Annotated in this window: 15 protein-coding genes and 1 pseudogene; 4 read left to right on the forward strand and 12 right to left on the reverse strand. The window is 71.9% G+C overall.

All coding sequences use genetic code 11. The features are described 5' to 3' along the window. The first annotated feature begins 158 nt into the window (after positions 1 to 158). Positions 159 to 1,541, forward strand: a complete 1,383-nt coding sequence (locus AB0N16_RS13970; RefSeq protein ID WP_365796340.1) for a solute carrier family 23 protein — start codon at positions 159 to 161, stop codon at positions 1,539 to 1,541. A 96-nt stretch (positions 1,542 to 1,637) separates the two neighbouring features. Here the strand turns inward: AB0N16_RS13970 and AB0N16_RS13975 are convergent. Continuing rightward, positions 1,638 to 1,918: pseudogene (locus tag AB0N16_RS13975) on the reverse strand (glycoside hydrolase family 6 protein); the annotation flags it as partial. Positions 1,919 to 2,150: 232 nt separating this feature from the next. Between AB0N16_RS13975 and AB0N16_RS13980 the strand changes: the two are divergent. Further along, on the forward strand, positions 2,151 to 2,837 hold the full coding sequence (locus tag AB0N16_RS13980; RefSeq protein WP_365796341.1) for a DUF5995 family protein: 687 nt from the start codon (positions 2,151 to 2,153) through the stop codon (positions 2,835 to 2,837). Between the two features lie 95 nt (positions 2,838 to 2,932). Next, positions 2,933 to 3,862 carry an LLM class F420-dependent oxidoreductase gene (locus tag AB0N16_RS13985; RefSeq protein ID WP_365796343.1) on the forward strand — a complete coding sequence of 310 codons (930 nt, stop codon included), beginning with the start codon at positions 2,933 to 2,935 and terminating at the stop codon, positions 3,860 to 3,862. Here AB0N16_RS13985 and AB0N16_RS13990 read toward each other — a convergent pair. From AB0N16_RS13990 to AB0N16_RS14035, 10 genes are all read right to left on the reverse strand, one after another. Further along, on the reverse strand, positions 3,859 to 5,571 hold the full coding sequence (locus tag AB0N16_RS13990; RefSeq protein ID WP_365796345.1) for an NAD(P)/FAD-dependent oxidoreductase: 1,713 nt from the start codon (positions 5,569 to 5,571) through the stop codon (positions 3,859 to 3,861). The two genes, AB0N16_RS13985 and AB0N16_RS13990, sit on opposite strands and share 4 nt — an antisense overlap. A 58-nt stretch (positions 5,572 to 5,629) precedes the next feature. Further along, positions 5,630 to 6,418 carry a carbon-nitrogen hydrolase family protein gene (locus AB0N16_RS13995; RefSeq protein WP_365796347.1) on the reverse strand — a complete coding sequence of 263 codons (789 nt, stop codon included), beginning with the start codon at positions 6,416 to 6,418 and terminating at the stop codon, positions 5,630 to 5,632. A 151-nt stretch (positions 6,419 to 6,569) separates the two neighbouring features. After that, a complete protein-coding gene (locus AB0N16_RS14000; RefSeq protein WP_365796349.1) occupies positions 6,570 to 6,950 on the reverse strand; it encodes a DUF742 domain-containing protein in 381 nt (126 codons plus the stop codon). A 7-nt stretch (positions 6,951 to 6,957) separates the two neighbouring features. Further along, on the reverse strand, positions 6,958 to 7,500 hold the full coding sequence (locus AB0N16_RS14005) for a roadblock/LC7 domain-containing protein (protein WP_365796351.1): 543 nt from the start codon (positions 7,498 to 7,500) through the stop codon (positions 6,958 to 6,960). Continuing rightward, positions 7,490 to 9,922 carry a nitrate- and nitrite sensing domain-containing protein gene (locus tag AB0N16_RS14010; RefSeq protein WP_365796353.1) on the reverse strand — a complete coding sequence of 811 codons (2,433 nt, stop codon included), beginning with the start codon at positions 9,920 to 9,922 and terminating at the stop codon, positions 7,490 to 7,492. Before AB0N16_RS14010 ends, AB0N16_RS14005 begins: the two co-directional genes overlap by 11 nt. Before the next feature lie 95 nt (positions 9,923 to 10,017). Then, complete coding sequence (locus AB0N16_RS14015; protein WP_365797111.1) at positions 10,018 to 11,424, reverse strand: HAD-IA family hydrolase; 1,407 nt, start codon at positions 11,422 to 11,424, stop codon at positions 10,018 to 10,020. 100 nt (positions 11,425 to 11,524) lie between these two features. Then, the gene (locus AB0N16_RS14020) at positions 11,525 to 12,598 is read right to left on the reverse strand and encodes an ABC transporter ATP-binding protein (protein ID WP_365796355.1); all 1,074 of its coding nucleotides are present in this window, start codon (positions 12,596 to 12,598) and stop codon (positions 11,525 to 11,527) included. A gap of 3 nt (positions 12,599 to 12,601) precedes the next feature. Further along, a complete protein-coding gene (locus AB0N16_RS14025) occupies positions 12,602 to 13,420 on the reverse strand; it encodes an ABC transporter permease subunit (RefSeq protein WP_365796357.1) in 819 nt (272 codons plus the stop codon). Then, positions 13,405 to 14,304: an ABC transporter permease gene (locus AB0N16_RS14030; protein ID WP_365796359.1), complete on the reverse strand. Its 900-nt coding sequence runs from the start codon at positions 14,302 to 14,304 to the stop codon at positions 13,405 to 13,407. Before AB0N16_RS14030 ends, AB0N16_RS14025 begins: the two co-directional genes overlap by 16 nt. Then, positions 14,301 to 15,461 (reverse strand): extracellular solute-binding protein, encoded by a 1,161-nt coding sequence (locus AB0N16_RS14035; protein WP_365796361.1) that lies wholly within the window; start codon positions 15,459 to 15,461, stop codon positions 14,301 to 14,303. Before AB0N16_RS14035 ends, AB0N16_RS14030 begins: the two co-directional genes overlap by 4 nt. A gap of 236 nt (positions 15,462 to 15,697) precedes the next feature. Between AB0N16_RS14035 and AB0N16_RS14040 the strand changes: the two genes are divergently transcribed. Further along, positions 15,698 to 16,438: a GntR family transcriptional regulator gene (locus AB0N16_RS14040; RefSeq protein ID WP_365796363.1), complete on the forward strand. Its 741-nt coding sequence runs from the start codon at positions 15,698 to 15,700 to the stop codon at positions 16,436 to 16,438. Between the two features lie 178 nt (positions 16,439 to 16,616). Here AB0N16_RS14040 and AB0N16_RS14045 read toward each other — a convergent pair whose 3' ends face one another. After that, positions 16,617 to 17,069 carry an Lrp/AsnC family transcriptional regulator gene (locus AB0N16_RS14045; protein WP_046726552.1) on the reverse strand — a complete coding sequence of 151 codons (453 nt, stop codon included), beginning with the start codon at positions 17,067 to 17,069 and terminating at the stop codon, positions 16,617 to 16,619.

Raw genomic sequence — 17,069 nt, forward strand, 5'->3', positions numbered from 1 at the left:
GGCGCTTCCCCGCCGAGCACGACGCCGCGGGTCGAATCCCCACTCTCACGGCCCGTCCTGTGGGCATGCCCCTGAACTGCGTGTTCCGCTAGTCGTCGAGCCCCGGTGCGGCCGGCGGGTCTCAGTACCACTCCCGCAACACATCAAGGAGCAGGACCATGGCGGGCTTCGGCTGGAAGCTGCACGGCGACGGCAAGAGCCTCGCACCGGGTGAGGTGGTGAGACCGGACGAGCGACTCACCTGGGGGCGCACCGTCGGTCTCGGCGCGCAGCATGTGGTCTCCATGATCGGAGCCTGCTTCGTCGCCCCCATCTTGATGGGTCTCGATCCCAACCTTGCCGTGATGGCCTCCGGCGTGGCCACCATTCTGTTCCTGTTCATCACCCGCGGCCATATTCCGAGCTACCTGGGCAGCAGCCTGTCGTTCATCGGTGTGGCCGCCGTCATCAAGGCACAGGGGGGTGACGCTGCGACCCTCACTGGCGCGCTGCTGGTCGTCGGCGCGGTACTTTTCCTGTGCGGGGCGGTCGTACGCGCTCTCGGGGCCCGCATCATCCACGCCGTACTGCCTCCCGTGGTCACAGGCGCGGTGGTCATGCTGATCGGGTTCAACCTGGCTCCGGTCACCGCGGGAACCTATTGGCCGCAGGATCAGTGGACGGCTCTTCTGACCATGCTGTTCACGGGTTTCGCCCTTGTTGTACTGCGCGGCTTCTGGTCCCGTATCGCGATCTTCCTCGGGCTGGCCTTCGGGTATGTCATCTCATGGATCCTCGACCGCGCGTTCGGTAAGATCCACTCCCCCGCCGGCGGTGCCAAGCCGGTCGACCATTGGCGTCTCGACCTCTCGGGCGTGCCCAAGGCGGACTGGATCGGCCTACCGGCTTTCCATGCCCCGAGCTTCGCCCTCTCGGCGGTTGTGGTCGCCCTGCCCGTCGTCATCGCCCTCGTCGCCGAGAACGCGGGACATGTCAAGGCTGTCGGTGAGATGACCGGTGAACCACTGGACGACAGGCTCGGTACGGCGATCATGGCCGACGGTGCAGCGACTGTGCTGTCGACGTCTGTGGGCGGTCCTGCCACGACCACGTACGCCGAGAACATCGGCGTCATGGCCGCCACGCGTGTCTACTCGACCGCTGCCTACTGGTGCGCCGCCGCCTTCGCGATCCTGTTCGGGCTCTGCCCCAAGTTCGGTGCCGTCGTGGCCGCCATTCCCGGCGGCGTCCTCGGCGGAATCACGGTCATCCTCTACGGCATGATCGGCCTGCTGGGCGCCCAGATCTGGGTCCGTTCCCGCGTCGACCTCTCCAACCCCCTGCACCTGGTTCCGGTGGCTGCGGGGCTCATCGTCGGAATCGGCAACGTGAGCCTGACACTCACACCCAACTTCCAGCTCAGTGGCATCGCGTTGGGAACGCTGATCGTCACCATCGGATACCACGCCCTGCGCGTCCTGGCTCCCGCCCACATGACGGACGAGCCGCCGCTCCTTGAACCGGGCAATCCGGGGTACGACCGAGGTCTTGGCGAATCCTGATCGCAGCCCCGGCCGCGGCGGGCATCATCATCGGCGTCGGCAACGTCAGCATGCAGCCAAGGGGGCGGGAACCGCTGCTCGACGAGGGCACCAGCTCTACGACGCCGCCAAGTCGTAGGCGTACGCCGGGGTGAAGGTGCCGGCGGCGCCCTTGCAGCCGTCGGACTCCCCCGGCAGCTTGATCCATAGGCGTCGATCCGCGCCCGACCGGTGTGGAGCGTGGGCGCCTGCCCGATCCGCCGCCCCGCCGGGTCGCACCAGGCGCCGTTCGCCGGGGGGCCGTTGCCGTTACGGCTGGTGTCGATCACCGCGCCCAGCGAGGCCGGACCGCCGAGGGCGTCGAGGACCCGGCGGTCGTAGGCGATCTCGTGGGCGGTGGTCCGGAAGGCCCTCCTCGCCGAGCGCCGAGAGCATCCCAGTCGCGGTGCCCACGGCGGCCACGACCGAGGCGACCGCGAGCATGACCGCCCGCCTGCCCTCGCCGCTCCGCCGGGCATGTGAGCCAGGCACGCTGTGCTCCCCCTCCCGTGCCCCAGGCCCGTCCCCCGTTCCGGGGATACGCCGGGCCCGTCGGCACGCCCGCCAGCCTAGGGCTGGGACCCTTCCCCCATGGCGCACTCGGAATACCTCACCGCTCCGGTCGGCACCGTCGTGTCCCGGATGCGCGCCCTGGACGCGGCGCTGCCCGAGCGGGACGGGATCGCGGTCTTCAACCGTGTCTACCTCTGCGTCACGGAGGAGGTCGAACGGGGGCTGGACGCGGGCCGGTTCGGGGATCCCGGAGCCGCCGCGACGCTGGACGTACGGTTCGCCGAGCGGTACCTGGCCGCCGTGGACGCGGCCGCCGGCGACCGCCGTCCGCCGGCTTGCTGGCGTCCGCTGTTCCAGCTCCGCCGGCATCCCGGTGTACGGCCGCTGCAGTTCGCGCTCGCGGGTATCAACGCGCACATCGGGCACGACCTGGCGCTGGCCGTGGTGGACAGCTGTCGTACGCTCGGCTGCGAACCGGCCGATCTGGAGGACGAGTTCGACCGCGTGGGTGAGCTCCTCGTCTCGCTGGAGGAGCGCATCCGCGAGGATCTGATGCCGGGTCCCGACCTGCTCCAGATCGCCGATCCGCTGACCCATCTGCTCGGTTCCTGGAGCCTGGAGCGGGCCCGGGACGCGACCTGGTCGGCGGCGCGGGCGCTGTGGGCACTGCGCCGGTTCGGGGACCTGGCCGAGGAGTTCGCCGAACGGCTGGACGCGGCCGTGGGGCTGGCCGGCCGGATGCTGCTCACTCCGCTGCGCGGCTGACGTGGCCTGATCCGATCGATGCGCGAGCCGCTTCGGGATCTCCTTGTGAGCGCTTTACGTTGACGCCTCGGACCCGATCGCGAAGGAGCACCGGAATGACGACGCGGCTAGGCCTCAGCCTCCCCCAGATGCGGCAGTATTCCCTCGGCACGGACGTCCCCGACGTGGCCCGCACCGCCGAGGAGATCGGCTACGACAGCCTGTGGGTCTTCGAGCGGGCCCTCTTCCCGGAGCCCGCCACCCAGGGCCTGTACGGCATCGAGGGCCTCCCCTGGCCGGACGCGTACCGGGACGTGGCCGAGCCTCTGGTCACGCTCGCCCTCGCCGCCGCGGCCACCGAGCGGGCCCGGCTGGGCAGCAGTGTGCTGGTGGCGCCGCTGCACGTCCCCTTCCAGCTGGCCAAGTCGCTGGCCTCGCTGGACGCGGCGAGCGGCGGCCGGGTGATCGCGGGCCTGGGCACCGGCTGGTCGCTCGACGAGTACGCGGCCGCCGGAATCCGGCCGTTCGAGGAGCGCGGCAGTGTGCTCGACGAACTGATCGAGGTGTGCCGGGCGGTGTGGGGCCCGGACCCGGTGCAGTACGACGGCCGGATGACGAAGATCGCCTCCGCCGTGGTCGGCCCCAAGCCCGCCCGGCCCATCCCGATCCTGCTGGCCGCGGGCAACAAGAAGGCCCGGCGACGGCTGGTCGACCACGCCGACGGCTGGCTGCCGGTGGGCATGGGCGCCGAGCAGCTGGCCGCCCAGTGGCAGGAGTTGCGGGAACTGGCGGCCGAACGCGGCCGCACGGAACCGATCCAGACGGTCGTGCGGGTCAACGCCGTGTACACGGCCAAGCCCTATGACGGCCCTGACCGCCAGCCCTTCCAGGGCAGCGCCGACCAGATAGTCGAGGACCTGGTGGCCCACGCGGCGGTCGGCCTGGAGGAGATCCTGGTCGACCTCCAGACCACTCCGCGGGACGCCCAGGAGCTCAAGGACGTCGCCGCGGAGGTGTACGAGAAGGCTCGGGCGGCCGGGGTCTAGTCCTCGGGGAGTTCGACCGGCGCGATCTCGTCGTAGACGTCTCCGGGGCCCGGGTTGGCCGGGTCGGTCTCGCCTCCGAAGTGGTGCATGACGCCCCAGACCGCGTTCAGCGCGGTCTGGACGGCGCCCTCGGCCCAGCCCGCCGTCCAGGAGATGTCGTCGCCGGCGAGGAAGATGCCCCGCTTGTCCGCGGGCAGCCGGTCCTGCACGAAGTGCGTGAACAGGCGCCGCTGGTAGCGGTAGTGGCCGGGCAGGTTGGCCTTGAACGCGCCCATGAAGTAGGGCTCGTTCTCCCAGGAGACGGTCACCGGGTTGCCGATGATGTGCTTCCTGATGTCGACCTTCGGATAGATCTCGCCGAGCGACTTCAGCATCACCTCCATCCGCTCGTTCGCGGACAGCGGCAGCCACTTCAGGCTGTCGTCGCACCAGGTGTAGGAGAGGCAGATGACGGCGGGCTTGTCCGGGCCGTCGTCGAGGAGGTAGGTGCCGCGCGTCATGCGGTCGGTGAGCGTCATCGACATCACGTCCCGGCCGGTCGGGTTTCCGCTGTCGTCGACGGCCTTGTCCAGCCAGAACGGCCGGTCGACGGGCACGAACAGCTTGCTGGACTCCATGTAGTGGGTGCGCTCGATAGCGGTCCAGTGGTCGATCGGGAAGAGCGCGTCGTCGCAGGCGATCTTCGACAGCAGCATCCAGGACTGGGCGGTGAAGATCGCCGCCTGGTAGGTGCGGATGTCGCCGTTGGCGTCCGTCACCGTGATCCGGTTGCCGGTGGTGCGGTGCAGCCGGGTCACGGCGGGACGGGGCTCGCCGTTCTCGTGCAGTCGCGCGAGCGAGGTGCCGTAGGCCCAGTGCACGATCTTCTCCGGCTCGCGCTCCCAGAGCCGCAGCGGGAGTTGCTGGCTGCCGCCGACGATGCCGCGGTGGTGGTCGTCGGCCTCGGTGTAGACGACGCGCAGGATTTCCAGGATCGAGTTCGGGAAGTCCGTGTCCCAGCCGCCCGTCCCGAAGCCGACCTGGCCGAAGATCTCGCGGTGCCGGAAGGACCTGAAGGCCTCGGAGTCGCAGAGGAAGCCGTAGAAGGTCTGGTTGTCGAGTTTCTCGACGAGCCGGGACCAGATCTCGCGGATGCGCGGCACGTCCCGCTCGCGCAGGGCGCGGTTCATGTCGGAGAAGTCGGCGCCGTCTTCGAGGCACTTGTTCCAGGCGTCGGCGACGTCACGGTAGACCTGCGGCAGGTCGGCGGCCGTCTCGGCGTAGTGCGACTCGCCCTTGAGGTCGACGACGGTCGAAGGGGTCGCCTCCGCGAGGGGGTTGGGGAAGGGCCGGGTCTCCAGTCCCACCAGGTCGATGTAGTGCTGCAGGGCGGTGGAGGACGGCGGGAAGCGCATCGCGCCCATCTCGGCGGTCAGCGAGGGGTCACAGCCCTCGAAGCCGACGGTCCGCAGCCGGCCGCCGATCCGGTCGGCCTCGTACACGACCGGCTTCAGGCCCATCTTCATCAGCTCGTAGGCGGCCACGATGCCGGACAGGCCGCCGCCGATGACGGCGATCTCGGTGCCGTGCTCGGTCGCCGGTATCTGGCCGAGGCCCGCCGGGTGCGCGAGGAAGTCGTCGTACGCGTACGGGAAGTCCGGCCCGAACATGGTGATCGGCGGCTGCTGCTCGTCTGCGTGCTCGACGGCGTTGGGCACGGTGGACGTCATGGGGTACGGACTCCTTGCGACATGCGAAAAAGGTGCGAGAAGAGGGGCCGGGGGGAGGTCAGGCCAGGGACCCGTAGAGGCCGGGGCGGCGGTCCTTCAGATACGGGTTCGCCTCGCGGGAGGCGGCGAGGAGGGCGGGGTCGATGTCGGCGAGGAGGAGTTCCTCGCCGCGGCCTGCGCGGGCGCGGGCGACTCCGTCGGGTCCGGCCAGCGCGGAGAGCCCGAAGAACTCGAACTCGCCTTCCTGGCCGATGCGGTTGGCGTAGGCCACGTACATCTGGTTCTCCCAGGCCCGCACCGGGACCAGGGACTCGGCGACGAGTTCGAACGGGTGCATGTTCGCCGTCGGGACGAGCAGCAGGTCGGTGCCGGCCAGGGCGTGGGCGCGGACGGGCTCCGGGAACTCCACGTCGTAGCAGATCATGATCCCGACGGTGAGGCCGTTCAGCTCCGCCTGGACGACCGGCTGGTCGCCCGGGGTGAAGTGGTCGCGCTCGAAGCCGCCGAAGAGGTGGGACTTGCGGTAGTTCGCGAGCCGGGTGCCGTCGGCGGAGATCAGCTGGGCGGAGTTGTGGACGGCGTCGCCCGCGCGCTCCGGGTAGCCGTAGGCGATCGCCAGGCCGTGCCGGTGGGCCAGCTCGGCGATCGTGTCCGCGCTGTCACCGTCGGCGGGCTCGGCGAGGCGGGCGATGTCGTCGCCGATCGCGTAGCCGGTCAGGAACATCTCCGGGGCGACGAGCAGCGCGGCGCCCGCGGCGGCGGCCCGGCCGGCGGTTTCGTCGAGCACCTTGAGGTTCTCGACGGTCGAGCCGGGACGGCCGGAGCTCTGGAGCAGGGCGGTGCGCATACGGGTCCTCACCGGGTACGGACGGGGTCTGGGGCCCTTTAGACGGTAAGTCGGCGGGCCGGGCCGGACAAGGAGGAGCCGTTGCGCGTGGCAGAGCGGTTCGTTGCGTGATACAGGTGCCGGGCGGCGATTCGTTGCGCCCGAACCCTCCCTACAGCTCCCTCAGCCGCTCGATGATCTCCTTCAGCAGCGCGGGGTCGGCGCCCGGACCGGCCGGTTCCACGCGGCGCGGCCGGTCGATGCGGACCAGGCCGGCCTCGGCGAGGTCACCGAGCAGGACGCGTACGACGGTGAGCGGCAGGTCGGCGTCCGCTGCGAGTTCGACGACCGGGCGGGCGCCGCGCCGCACCAGGGCGAGCAGGGCGGCGCGGGCATGGTCGACGTCCGGCTCGGCCGGGTCCGCGTCCACCGCGGTGACCTGGGACATGAGGTCGATGGTGTGCCGTCCGGACGGCTCGGTGCGGCCCCGGGTCACGGTGTAGGGGCGGACCAGCGAGCCGGTCTCGTCCTCGTACCAGTACTCGTCGCTCACCGCGGGGTCAGGGGGTCGAGCGTGCGGCCGCGTCCAGGTGGCGGCCGAGGCGGCGGACGAGCAGGGCCATCTCGTGGGCGAGCTGGCCGACGTCGGTGCGGACGTCGCTGAGGACGGCGAGCCGGCTGCCGTGCCCGGCCGGGGTCACGAAGAGGTAGGCGTCGTCGAGCATCACCATGGTCTGCCGCACCTCTCCGGCGCCGAACCGGTCTCCGGCCGAGCGGGCCAGGCTGTGGAAGCCGGAGCAGACGGCCGCGAGATGCTCGATGTCCCGCCGCCGCATGCCCTCGGAGTGGCTGAGCGGAAGGCCGTCCGCGGTGAGCAGCACGGCCTGCCGGACGTGGTCGGTCCGGGCGACCAGATCATCGAGAAGCCACCCGAGGTCACTACCGGGCCGGGCATCGGAGCCTGTACCGACAGCAGAAAGCGGGCCACGCCCGAACCGGGAGGCGGGGGCGGCGCCAACGGGACCTGTGGTCGAGTCAGGGGCGGTGGTCGGGCTGGAATCGGCGGTGGCGTCGGGCGGCTGGGGCTGGTCGTCACTGGTCATGGTCGGCGCGCGTCCTTTCCTCGTTGTGGTCCGGCTCCTCGGGTCCGGTCGGCAGCCCCCTGCGCCCTCGGTCCAGGCCGCGCTGGAAGGCTCCGAAGACCGCCCGCATCTCGTCGGCGTCCAGATCGCGCTCGGCGGACGGGGCCGGGGCCGGCGGCCCGGCGGCGCGCAGTTCGGGGGCGAGGGATGCCTGGCGGGTGCGGGTGGGCAGGGCCGGGGGCCCGTCGGGGGCGGAACCCTCGATCCGGCTCGGCCGGGGCTCCGTGTCGTGGCCCGCTCCGGCCCCGCCGGCCGGCGCCGGCGCGTCCGCTCCGCCGAGCGCCGGGGGTTCCCCGGCGACCGCCGTACCGCCGTGGGGCGGCAGGACGCCGACCGCTGATGCGGGTCGGCCCTCCGCACGCGCCGGCCGACCGCCGTGTTCCTCCGCGGACGGCCGCCGGCCTCGCTCGCCTCCCCGTCGGCCGCTCTCCGGCTCCACCTCCGCCAGTACCGCCGTCGGCAGCAGCACCACCGCCGTGGTGCCCCCGTACGGCGAGTCCCGCAGGGTCACCTCGATGCCGTGCCGGGTGGCCAGGCGGCCCACGACGTAGAGGCCGAGGCGGTCGTGGCGGGTCGGGTCGAAGGCCTCGGGGTCGGTGAGGGTGCGGTGGGCCTCGGCGAGCTGCTCGGCGTCCAGGCCGAGGCCCCGGTCGTCCATCTCCAGGGTGAAGCCCCGGCCGACCCGCCCGGTGCGCAGGGTGACCTGGGTGTGCGGCGGCGAGAACACCGTGGCGTTCTCCAGCAGCTCGGCGACCAGGTGCACGACGTCGGCGACGGCGTCCGCGGCGACCCCGACCTCGGGCATCGGCGGCACCACGACCCGGGTGTAGTCCTCGATCTCGCCGACGGCCGAGGACACCACGTCGGCGATCGGCACGGGCCGCCGCCAGCGCCGCCCGGGGGTCGCGCCGGAGAGGATGATCAGGCTCTCCGCGTGCCGGCGCATCCGGGTGGTCAGATGGTCGATGCGGAACAGCTCGCCCAGGACGGCCGGGTCGTCGGTGCGCCGTTCCAGCGTGTCGACGAGTTTCAGCTGCCGGTGGACCAGGGCCTGGTTGCGGCGCGCGATGTTGAGGAGGACCGCGAACAGGCCCCTGCGCAGCGTGGCCTGCTGCACCGCGGCCTCGACGGCGGCCAGCCGCGCCCTGTTGAACGACCGGCCGACGTCCCCGATCTCGTCGTCCCCGGCCTCCCGGGCGGCCAGCGGCGGTGCCTCGGTGACCGCGTCCACGTCCTCACCTGCGCTCAACCGGCCCATCAGGGCGGGAAGTTGATGGGCGGTGAGCAGGTCGGCCGCGTCCCGCAGGCTCTCCAGGCGGCGTGAGATACGGCGTGCCCCACGCACCGCGAACCACAGCGAGAGCCCCACCGCCGCCAACCCGGCCACACCGACGACGGCCGCCTTGGTCAGCTCCTGGTAGGCGAAGGCCCGGCCGCGGGCGGCGGAGTTCTCGGCGGACTCGCTGCACAGCAGCATGTACTGCTTGACGGCCCGGTCGGTGGTCGACCGCCAGGTGCCCGCGGCGACGGCCGCACCCGCCCGGTCCGCGCCCGCCCGCAGCAGCGCGTCCTCGCCGCGCACCAGCGAGCGGTGCAGTTCGCCGCGCTGGAACCGCTCGAACAGTGCCCGTGAGTCGGACGGCAGGTCGGGGACATAGGTCCGCTCGAAGACGCGCCGGTCCTCGACGGTCGCGGTGAGACCGTCGTACTGCCCGTCGGTGAGCCGCCCGGCGGCCCGTGCCCCCGCGACCAGCGCGTCCTCGCGCGAGACGAACTCCCGCACCCGCACCAGGTCGATCACCACCTGCGACTCCCGGGCCAGCTGTCCGGCCTGCAGGGCGGTGAGGGTGGACTCGACGTCGAAACCGGGCTCCACCAGGGCGCTGTAGGCGCTGACGGCGCTGTCCCAGGAGATCGTCCGGGACAGTACCCGCTCGCGCAGTCCCTCCAGCCTGCCGGTGGCGGTCACCATCGCGTCGAGGGCCTGGCGCTGCCGGTCGCTGAGGCGGCCGCGGTCACGGCCCCGGATCGCGTCCCGCATGGCGTCCACCGCCCGGTCGGTGCGCCGCTGCTGGGCGAGCAGGCCGGCGGCGTTCGCCGTGTCGAGCCGGGCGCCCAGGTAGGCCGCCGACAGCCGCCGTTCGATCTGGATCTGCCCGACGGTGGTGTCGACGGGGGTGCCGAAGTCCTCGTACACACCCTGGAGCCGGATCAGCGCGCGTAGTTCGGCGGTGACGGAGACCATGGCGAAGCTCCACAGAGCCGTCAGTGCGACGGCCGGTGCGAGGGCGAGCGCCACGATCCGCGCGCGGACGGTGGTGGGTCGGCGGGCGAAGCGAGACGAAGGTCCCCCCGGCCGGAGGGTGCGGGAGGGCCAGCGCATGGGTTACCTGCCGGTGTTACCAGTCAGTAAGGAGGCGCGGCTCAACCTACGGGATCCCCACCATGACCGCAATGGTCGCCCCGGGTAACCCCGGGTCAGGGCCCGACCGCGAAGGTGCTGACGACGGCCGCGTGGTCGGAGGGCCAGTCGTTGCCCGCCACCTCGGGCCAGGGCGCCGGGGTGCCGCTGACACAGGTCCGGGAGTCGAGCACGCGCAGCCCCCTGTGCAGCACGTAGTCGATCCGGTCCTGCGGCTCGGGCCGCCCGCTGCCGTCCTCCCGCACGGGGTGGATGGGCGACCAGGTGTGCCCCGGCGCGGTCACCGGATCCGGATGGACCTCCCGGTAGGAATCACGGAACCCGGCCTCCTCGGCGGCCTTGGTCACCGGCCACTCGACGTCCGTCCAGTCCAGGTGGGACGGGCAGTTGAAGTCCCCCACGAGCACCACCGGCACCGGGCCGTCCCCGATCCGCCGCAGCGCCTCCCGGAACTGCCCGAGCCGCACCTCCTCGTGGGCGATCAGCTCGGCCGCCCCGAGCCCGTCGAAGTGGAACTCGTAGGGCCCGTACGGGGTGTAGTGCAGGTGCGCGGTCCAGATGTCGACCTCGTGTCCGGGGCGTACGGCGATCCGCACCCCGGCGGCTCCGTAGAAACCGACCTCCGGGTCGCCGAAGCGGGCGGTGATGGGGTACCGGCTGATGATCCCGAGGTTCTCGCCTGCCGTGTGGTGGTGCCAGCCGAGGGCCTCGGCGAGTTCCCGGGCCGAGGTGCCGGCGGTCTCCTGGAAACCGACGACGTCCGCTCCGGCGTCGAGGACGGCCTTGACCTGCTTGGCCCGGTGGTCGTCGATCCGGCTGCCGCCGAGCCACAGGTTCCAGGACATGACCCGCAGTTCGGGTACGGCCATGTCGCTCAGCTCCTTCGGGGTGACCCCGACGAGGGTGTCCCGGACGGTCCGGCCCGGGGCGCCCCCGATCGGTGCGAGCGAGGGCACGGCGAGGACCGCGCAGCCGGCGGCCTCGGCGGAGGCGACCCCGGTCGCGGTGTCCTCGACGGCGACACAGCCCGCGGGGTCGACGCCGAGGGCCCGGCAGGCCGCGAGGTACGGGTCGGGGGCGGGCTTGGTGCGGCCGGTGTCGTCGGCGGTGACGGAGGCGGCGAACCGGCCGGCGCCGAGCGCGTCGAGCACGAGGTCGGCGACCGCGCGTGGGGACGCGGTGACCAGGGCGGTGGGAACGCCGGCCGCGGCCAGCGCGTCCAGCAGGTCGAGGGCGCCGGGGCGGGGCACGATGCCGGTGCGGACGCGGTCCGCGAACTCCCGGTGCAGCTCGGCCGCGAGGGCGGCGCTGGACCTGCCGGTGCCGCCGGCCAGCCACTGGGCGGTGTACTCGACGGGCCGGCCCAGCACATCGGGCTCGTCGGCCTCGCCGAGCGTCCGCCCGGCAACGCGTTCCACCGCCTCCCACCACAGTCGCTCGGTGTCGACGAGCGTTCCGTCCATGTCGAACAGGACGGCCTGGAGCGGGAGTCGGGGGTGGGGGGTCACGTTGTCGTCATTCCTTACTTCTGGGCTTCTGGATACTTCCGGACTTCTGGAAGCGTTACTTCTTGGTACGGTCCGCCACGAGTACCGGCCGCTCGGGCAGCGACACACTCACAGCGGCTCCCGCGCCCAGACCCGCGGCCTGGTGGGCGGGCAGATCGGCCTTGGCCTCGGTGCCGTCGGCGAGCCGTACGGTGACCCGGACGACCGCGCCCAGGAAGGCGGTGGCGACGACGGTGGCCGTACCGGTGTCGTCCGCGCGCACCTGGACCGCCTCGGGCCGTACGAGCACGTCGACGTCGCTCGCGCCCGGCGCCTGTCCGTCGACCGGCAGCCGCTGGCCGAGCACCTCGACCCGGCCGTCCTTGACCGTGCCCGGGATCCGGCTCATCGTGCCGACGAACTCGGCGACGAAGGCGGTGGCCGGACGGCCGTACAGCTCGGCGGGCTCGGCGCACTGTTCGAGCCGCCCGGCGCGCATCACGGCGACCCGGTCGGCGACGGACAGCGCCTCCTCCTGATCGTGCGTCACGAACAGCGTGGTGATGCCGAGTTCCTGCTGGAGGCGGCGGATCTCCTCGCGGAGCGTCAGCCGGACCTTGGCGTCGAGGGCCGACAGCGGCTCGTCGAGGAGGAGCACCCGGGGCCGCAGGGCGAGGGCACGGGCGAGCGCGATGCGCTGCTGCTGGCCGCCGGAGAGCTGGTGCGGGAACCGCTCCCCCTTGTCACCGAGCCCGACAAGGTCCAGCAACTCCGCGGCCCGCGAACGCCGTTCACTCGTGCGCACCTTCCGCATGCGCAGCCCGAACGCCACGTTGTCGACGGCGTTCAGATGCGGGAAGAGGCTGTACGACTGGAAGACCATCCCGGCGTCACGGCGGTGCGCCGGGACCGAGGTGACGTCCTCGCCGTCCACCAGCACCGCGCCGGAGTCGGGGTGTTCGAACCCGGCGAGCATGCGCAGCGCGGTGGTCTTGCCGCAGCCGGACGGGCCGAGCAGGGCCAGGAACTCCCCGGGGCGGACGGTCAGATCGAGTCCGTCGAGGGCGACGGTGGCGCCGAACTCCCGTCGCAGCGACCGGAATTCGACGGTGGCGGCGGTGGTGGCCTTCTCAGGCGTGCTGACACTCATGGTTCATCCCCGGGAGGAAGCGGTACGGTCACGGCCGCCGGCACCGGCGAGCGCGAGGAGCAGGGCCCAGGTCACCAGGAGACTGAGCACGGACACGGCGACGGACATCTGGGCCTGCGAGCCGCCGACGTTGTAGATCCACACGGCGAAGGGCTGGAAGCCGAGCAGCCGGGCGACGGTGAACTCGCCGAGCACCAGCGCCAGGGTGAGGAAGGCCGCGTTCAGCAGCGCCCCGCGCAGATTGGGCAGCACGGCCCGGACCAGGGCCTGCGGCCAGTTGGCACCGCAGCTGCGGGCGGCCTCGACGAGGGTGCGCACGTCGATCGCGCGCAGTCCGGCGTCCAGCGCCCGGTAGACGAAGGGCAGCGCCATCACGACGTACGCCAGGACCAGGACGACCGGGAAGTCCGGGTTCTGGACGGCGACGAACGTCTCGAACAGCGGGGTCCGGGAGAGGTGGTCCGGCCCCCACTTGAGCACGCTCGCGATGCCGGCGACGAACGCGATCGGCGGCACCACCAGCGGCAGCGAGCAGACGATCTCGACCACCGGGCGCAGCTTGGGCGCGCTGAGCCGCAGGGCGACCACGGCTGGCACCATCAGCAGCAGCACGACGGCGATGGTGGCAACGGCCAGTTCCAGCGAGAGCAGCAGGCTGGAGAGGAACCCGTCGGCGGACAGGATCTGGCTGTAGGCGTCGAAGGTGACGCCCTGGCCGGGCACGTCGACCGTGAAGACGACGGAGGCGCCCAGCGGGACCAGGAAGTAGAGGGCGGCCAGGCCGAGGACGGCCCAGCGCCAGGGGGTCAGGCGTCGAGCCATCGGGCACTCCGTCGTTGCAGGGGCAGGTACACGGCCATCACCACGCCCGCCACCAGCACCATGTCGAGGCTCAGCGCGAGGGCCACGTTCTCCTGGCCGACCAGGACGTTGCCGGAGAGGGCGTCGGCGATCTGCAGGGTGACCAGCGGGACCGCGCTGCCGACCATCGCGGCGGCGGTGGCGTAGGCGGCGAAGGCGCTGCCGAAGAGCAGCACCAGGCCGCCGAGCAGCGAGGGCGCGAGCACGGGCAGCGCCACGAACCGCCAGTACTGCACCCCGGTGGCGCCGTTGTTCAGCGCGGCCTCCCGCCACTGCGCCCGCAGTCCGTCCAGGGCCGGGGTGATGGTGAGGACCATCAGCGGGATCAGGAAGTAGAGGTAGACGAGGACCAGTCCCCAGAAGCTGTACAGGTTCCAGCCGTGGTCCGTGAGGTGCAGGCGCACGGTCAGCACACCGGCGTTGCCGAGGGTCGCCACGAACGCGAAGGCCAGCGGCACGCCGCCGAAGTTGGCGAGCACCCCGGAGGCGGTGAGCACGGCCTCGCGCAGCGCCCGGGAGCGGGAGCTGACGACGGCCTGTGCGAGCGGCAGCCCGAGGACGGCGGCGATGAGGGCGGAGAGCGCGGACAGCTTGACGCTGCCGACGAGGGCGGTGAGGTAGGGCCCCTGGAGGGAGTCCGTGAGGTTCCGCCCGGTGTACGAGGACACCCCGCTCGTCGGGTCCTTGACCGTGAAGGCGCCGTTCAGCATGGCCACGGCCGGCAGCCCGAAGGCGACGGCCGTGAAGACGAGCAGCGGGACGACGGCCAGCCAGCCGGGGGCGCGGCGCCGCCGCTTCTGGGAAGCGGCGGACGCCACGTCGGCCCGCGTGAGCGTGGCCGTCATCCGGAGACGGCCTTCGACCAGCCCGTCCCGAGGACCGTCTTCGCCTTGTCCTGCTGGGCCTCGGTCGGGAAGGACGGCGTCCCGGTGACCGCGGGCAGCTTGGCGGCGGCGGTCTTGTCCAGGGTGCCGGCGGACTCCATGGAGGTCATCAGGACCGGGCGGGCGTAGCCCTTGAGCCACAGGTTCTGCCCCTCGGTGCTGTACAGGTACTCCTGCCACAGGCGGGCGGCCGCCGGGTGCGGGGCGTCCTTGTTGATGGCCTGGGAGTAGTACTGGGCGTACTGGCCGTCGGTGGGGATGGTGACCTTCCAGTCCACGCCCTTGGACTTGAACTCGTCGGCGTACCCGGCGTTCAGGTAGTCCCAGTCGATCGAGATGGGCGTCTCGCCCTTCTCGACGGTGGCCGGGGTGGACTCGACGGGCGTGTAGTTGCCGTTCTTCTTCAGCTCGGCGAAGAAGTCGAGGCCGGGCTGGATGTCGTCGAAGGAGCCCTTGTTGGCGAGCGCGGCCGCGTACACGCCGCCGAAGGCGGAGCCGGACTTGGTCGGATTGCCGTTGAGGGCGACCTGGCCCTTGTACTGCGGCTTGAGCAGGTCGGCGAAGGTGGTCGGGCAGGTCTTGACGCGCTTGGCGTCGCAGCCGATGGAGATGTAGCCGCCGTAGTCGTTGTACCAGCGGGCCTGCGGGTCCTTCTGGCCGGTGGGGATGTCGGCGTACGAGGTCACCTTGTACGGCGCGAGCAGCCCCTGCTGGGCGGCGCTGAGCGCGAACGACGAGCCGAGGTCGAGCACGTCCGGCGCGCGGTCCTGGCCCTTGCGCGAGGTCACGGCGTTGATCTCGTCCTGGCTGGAGCCGTCGGGGCTCTCGTCCTCGATCTTGATGCCGTACTTCTTCTTGAAACCGTCGATGATGGCGCCGTAGTTCGCCCAGTCGCGGGGCACCGCGATGATGTGCAGCGTGCCCTCCTTCTTGGCGGCGGCGACCAGCTTGTCCATGCCGCCGAGGTCGGCGGCGGAGGTGGCGGTGGCGGCGTTCTTGCCGTCGGAGGTGGTGGACGACGCGTTGTCGGGGGCGGCGCCGCAGGCGCTCAGGGCGAGCGCGGCAACGACGGCGAGGGAGCCGCCAAGGACGGCGGTTCTCGGCAGGGACACGGTCACGGTCTCTCCAGGGAGTACGCACGAGGGTGGGTGGCGCTGTGGGTGGCACCGGGCGAACTTGTCTGAACAAGTTGGCCCCAGTACGCCCGGCACGGGTGTCGGGAGTGTGAACACCGCATAAACCCTGGACCCCAATTCCCTGCACAGTCCTGGCCGGTTCCGGGCTGACACGAATCACCGAAGAGCGTCGATTACCCTGGTCACGCTGTGCACAGCGGCCTACTCAGAGGGGAAGCATGACGGCGCGACACGAGGAGATCGCCGACGAGTTGCGGCGCGCCATCGACCGTGAGGAGTACACCGTCGGCAGCCGGCTGCCCGCGGAGACGGAGCTGGCGGCGCAGTACGGCGTGTCCCGCGGCACCGTCCGCCAGGCCGTCGCCGCGCTCACCTCCGAGGGGCTGATCGGCTCCCGCCAGGGCGCCCGCCGGGTGGTGCTGGCCAGCCGCCGCAGCCAGAGCTTCGCCGAGCTGCGCAGTTTCGCCCAGTGGGCGAGGTCGATGGGCCGCGAGGCGACCGGACACGTGATGTCCCAGGAGTACCGCCCCGCCACCCAGGAGGACGCGGTCCGCCTGCAACTCCCCCTCGGCACACCGGTATTGCACGTACTCCGGGTACGCGGCCTGGACGGCGAACCGGTGTTGCTGGAGCGGACGGTGTACGCGGACTGGATCTCCCCGGCGGTGGCGGCGATAGAGCCGGAGTGCCCGTCGGTGACGCAACGCCTCTACGAGGAGACGGGGTTGGTCTTCGCGTACGGCGAACACGTCATCGACGCGGTCGCCTGCGGCGCGCGGGACGCCGAACTGCTGGGGGTGCGCCGGTCGAGCCCGCTGCTGCGGGTGCGGCGGGTGACGACGACACGGGAAGGACGCCCGGTGGAGTGGTCGGACGACCGGTACCGGTCGGACGCGGTGAGCTTCAGCGTGCACAACTCCATCGGCAGCAACGCGCTGGCGCGGATGACCGCGGAATAGGGGGCGGGGGGTGCGGTCGTGTCGCCGGGTGCGGGCCGGTGGGGGCTGTTCGCGCAGTTCCCCGCGCCCCCTCAGGGCGCGGTACTGCCGCCGGCCAAGGGGCGCGGGGAACTGCGCGAGCAACCACGAACCACCCGCACCCGGCGTACGACAGCGCACCCCGGGCTCTGTCCCGTACTCACCCCGGTGCCCCTGAGGAGAACCGGCGCAGCAGCGGCGACAGCACCAGTACCGACTTGGTGCGTTCCACGAACGGCTCCCCCGCGATCCGCTCCAGCACCCTCTCGAAGTGCCGCATGTCGGACGCGAAGACCTGCACGACCGCGTCGGCCTCACCGGTGACCGTGGACGCGGCCACCACCTCCTGATACCGCTCCAGCCCCCGCTGGATCGTCTCCGGAGAGGTGTTGCGCCGGCAGTAGATCTCGACGAACCCCTCCGTCTCCCAGCCGAGGGCCGCCGGATCGACCCGCACGGTGAAACCCGTGATCGCCCCGGTGGCGCGCAGCCGGTCCACCCGCCGTTTGACGGCGGGCGCGGACAGGCCGACCAACTGCCCGATGTCCGCGTAGGAGCGGCGGGCGTCCTCGGCGAGGGCGTGCACGATGCGTTCGTCGAGATCGTTCAGCAA

Origin of the sequence: Streptomyces sp. NPDC051105, assembly GCF_040682795.1 — a bacterium.
Lineage (GTDB): Bacteria > Actinomycetota > Actinomycetes > Streptomycetales > Streptomycetaceae > Streptomyces.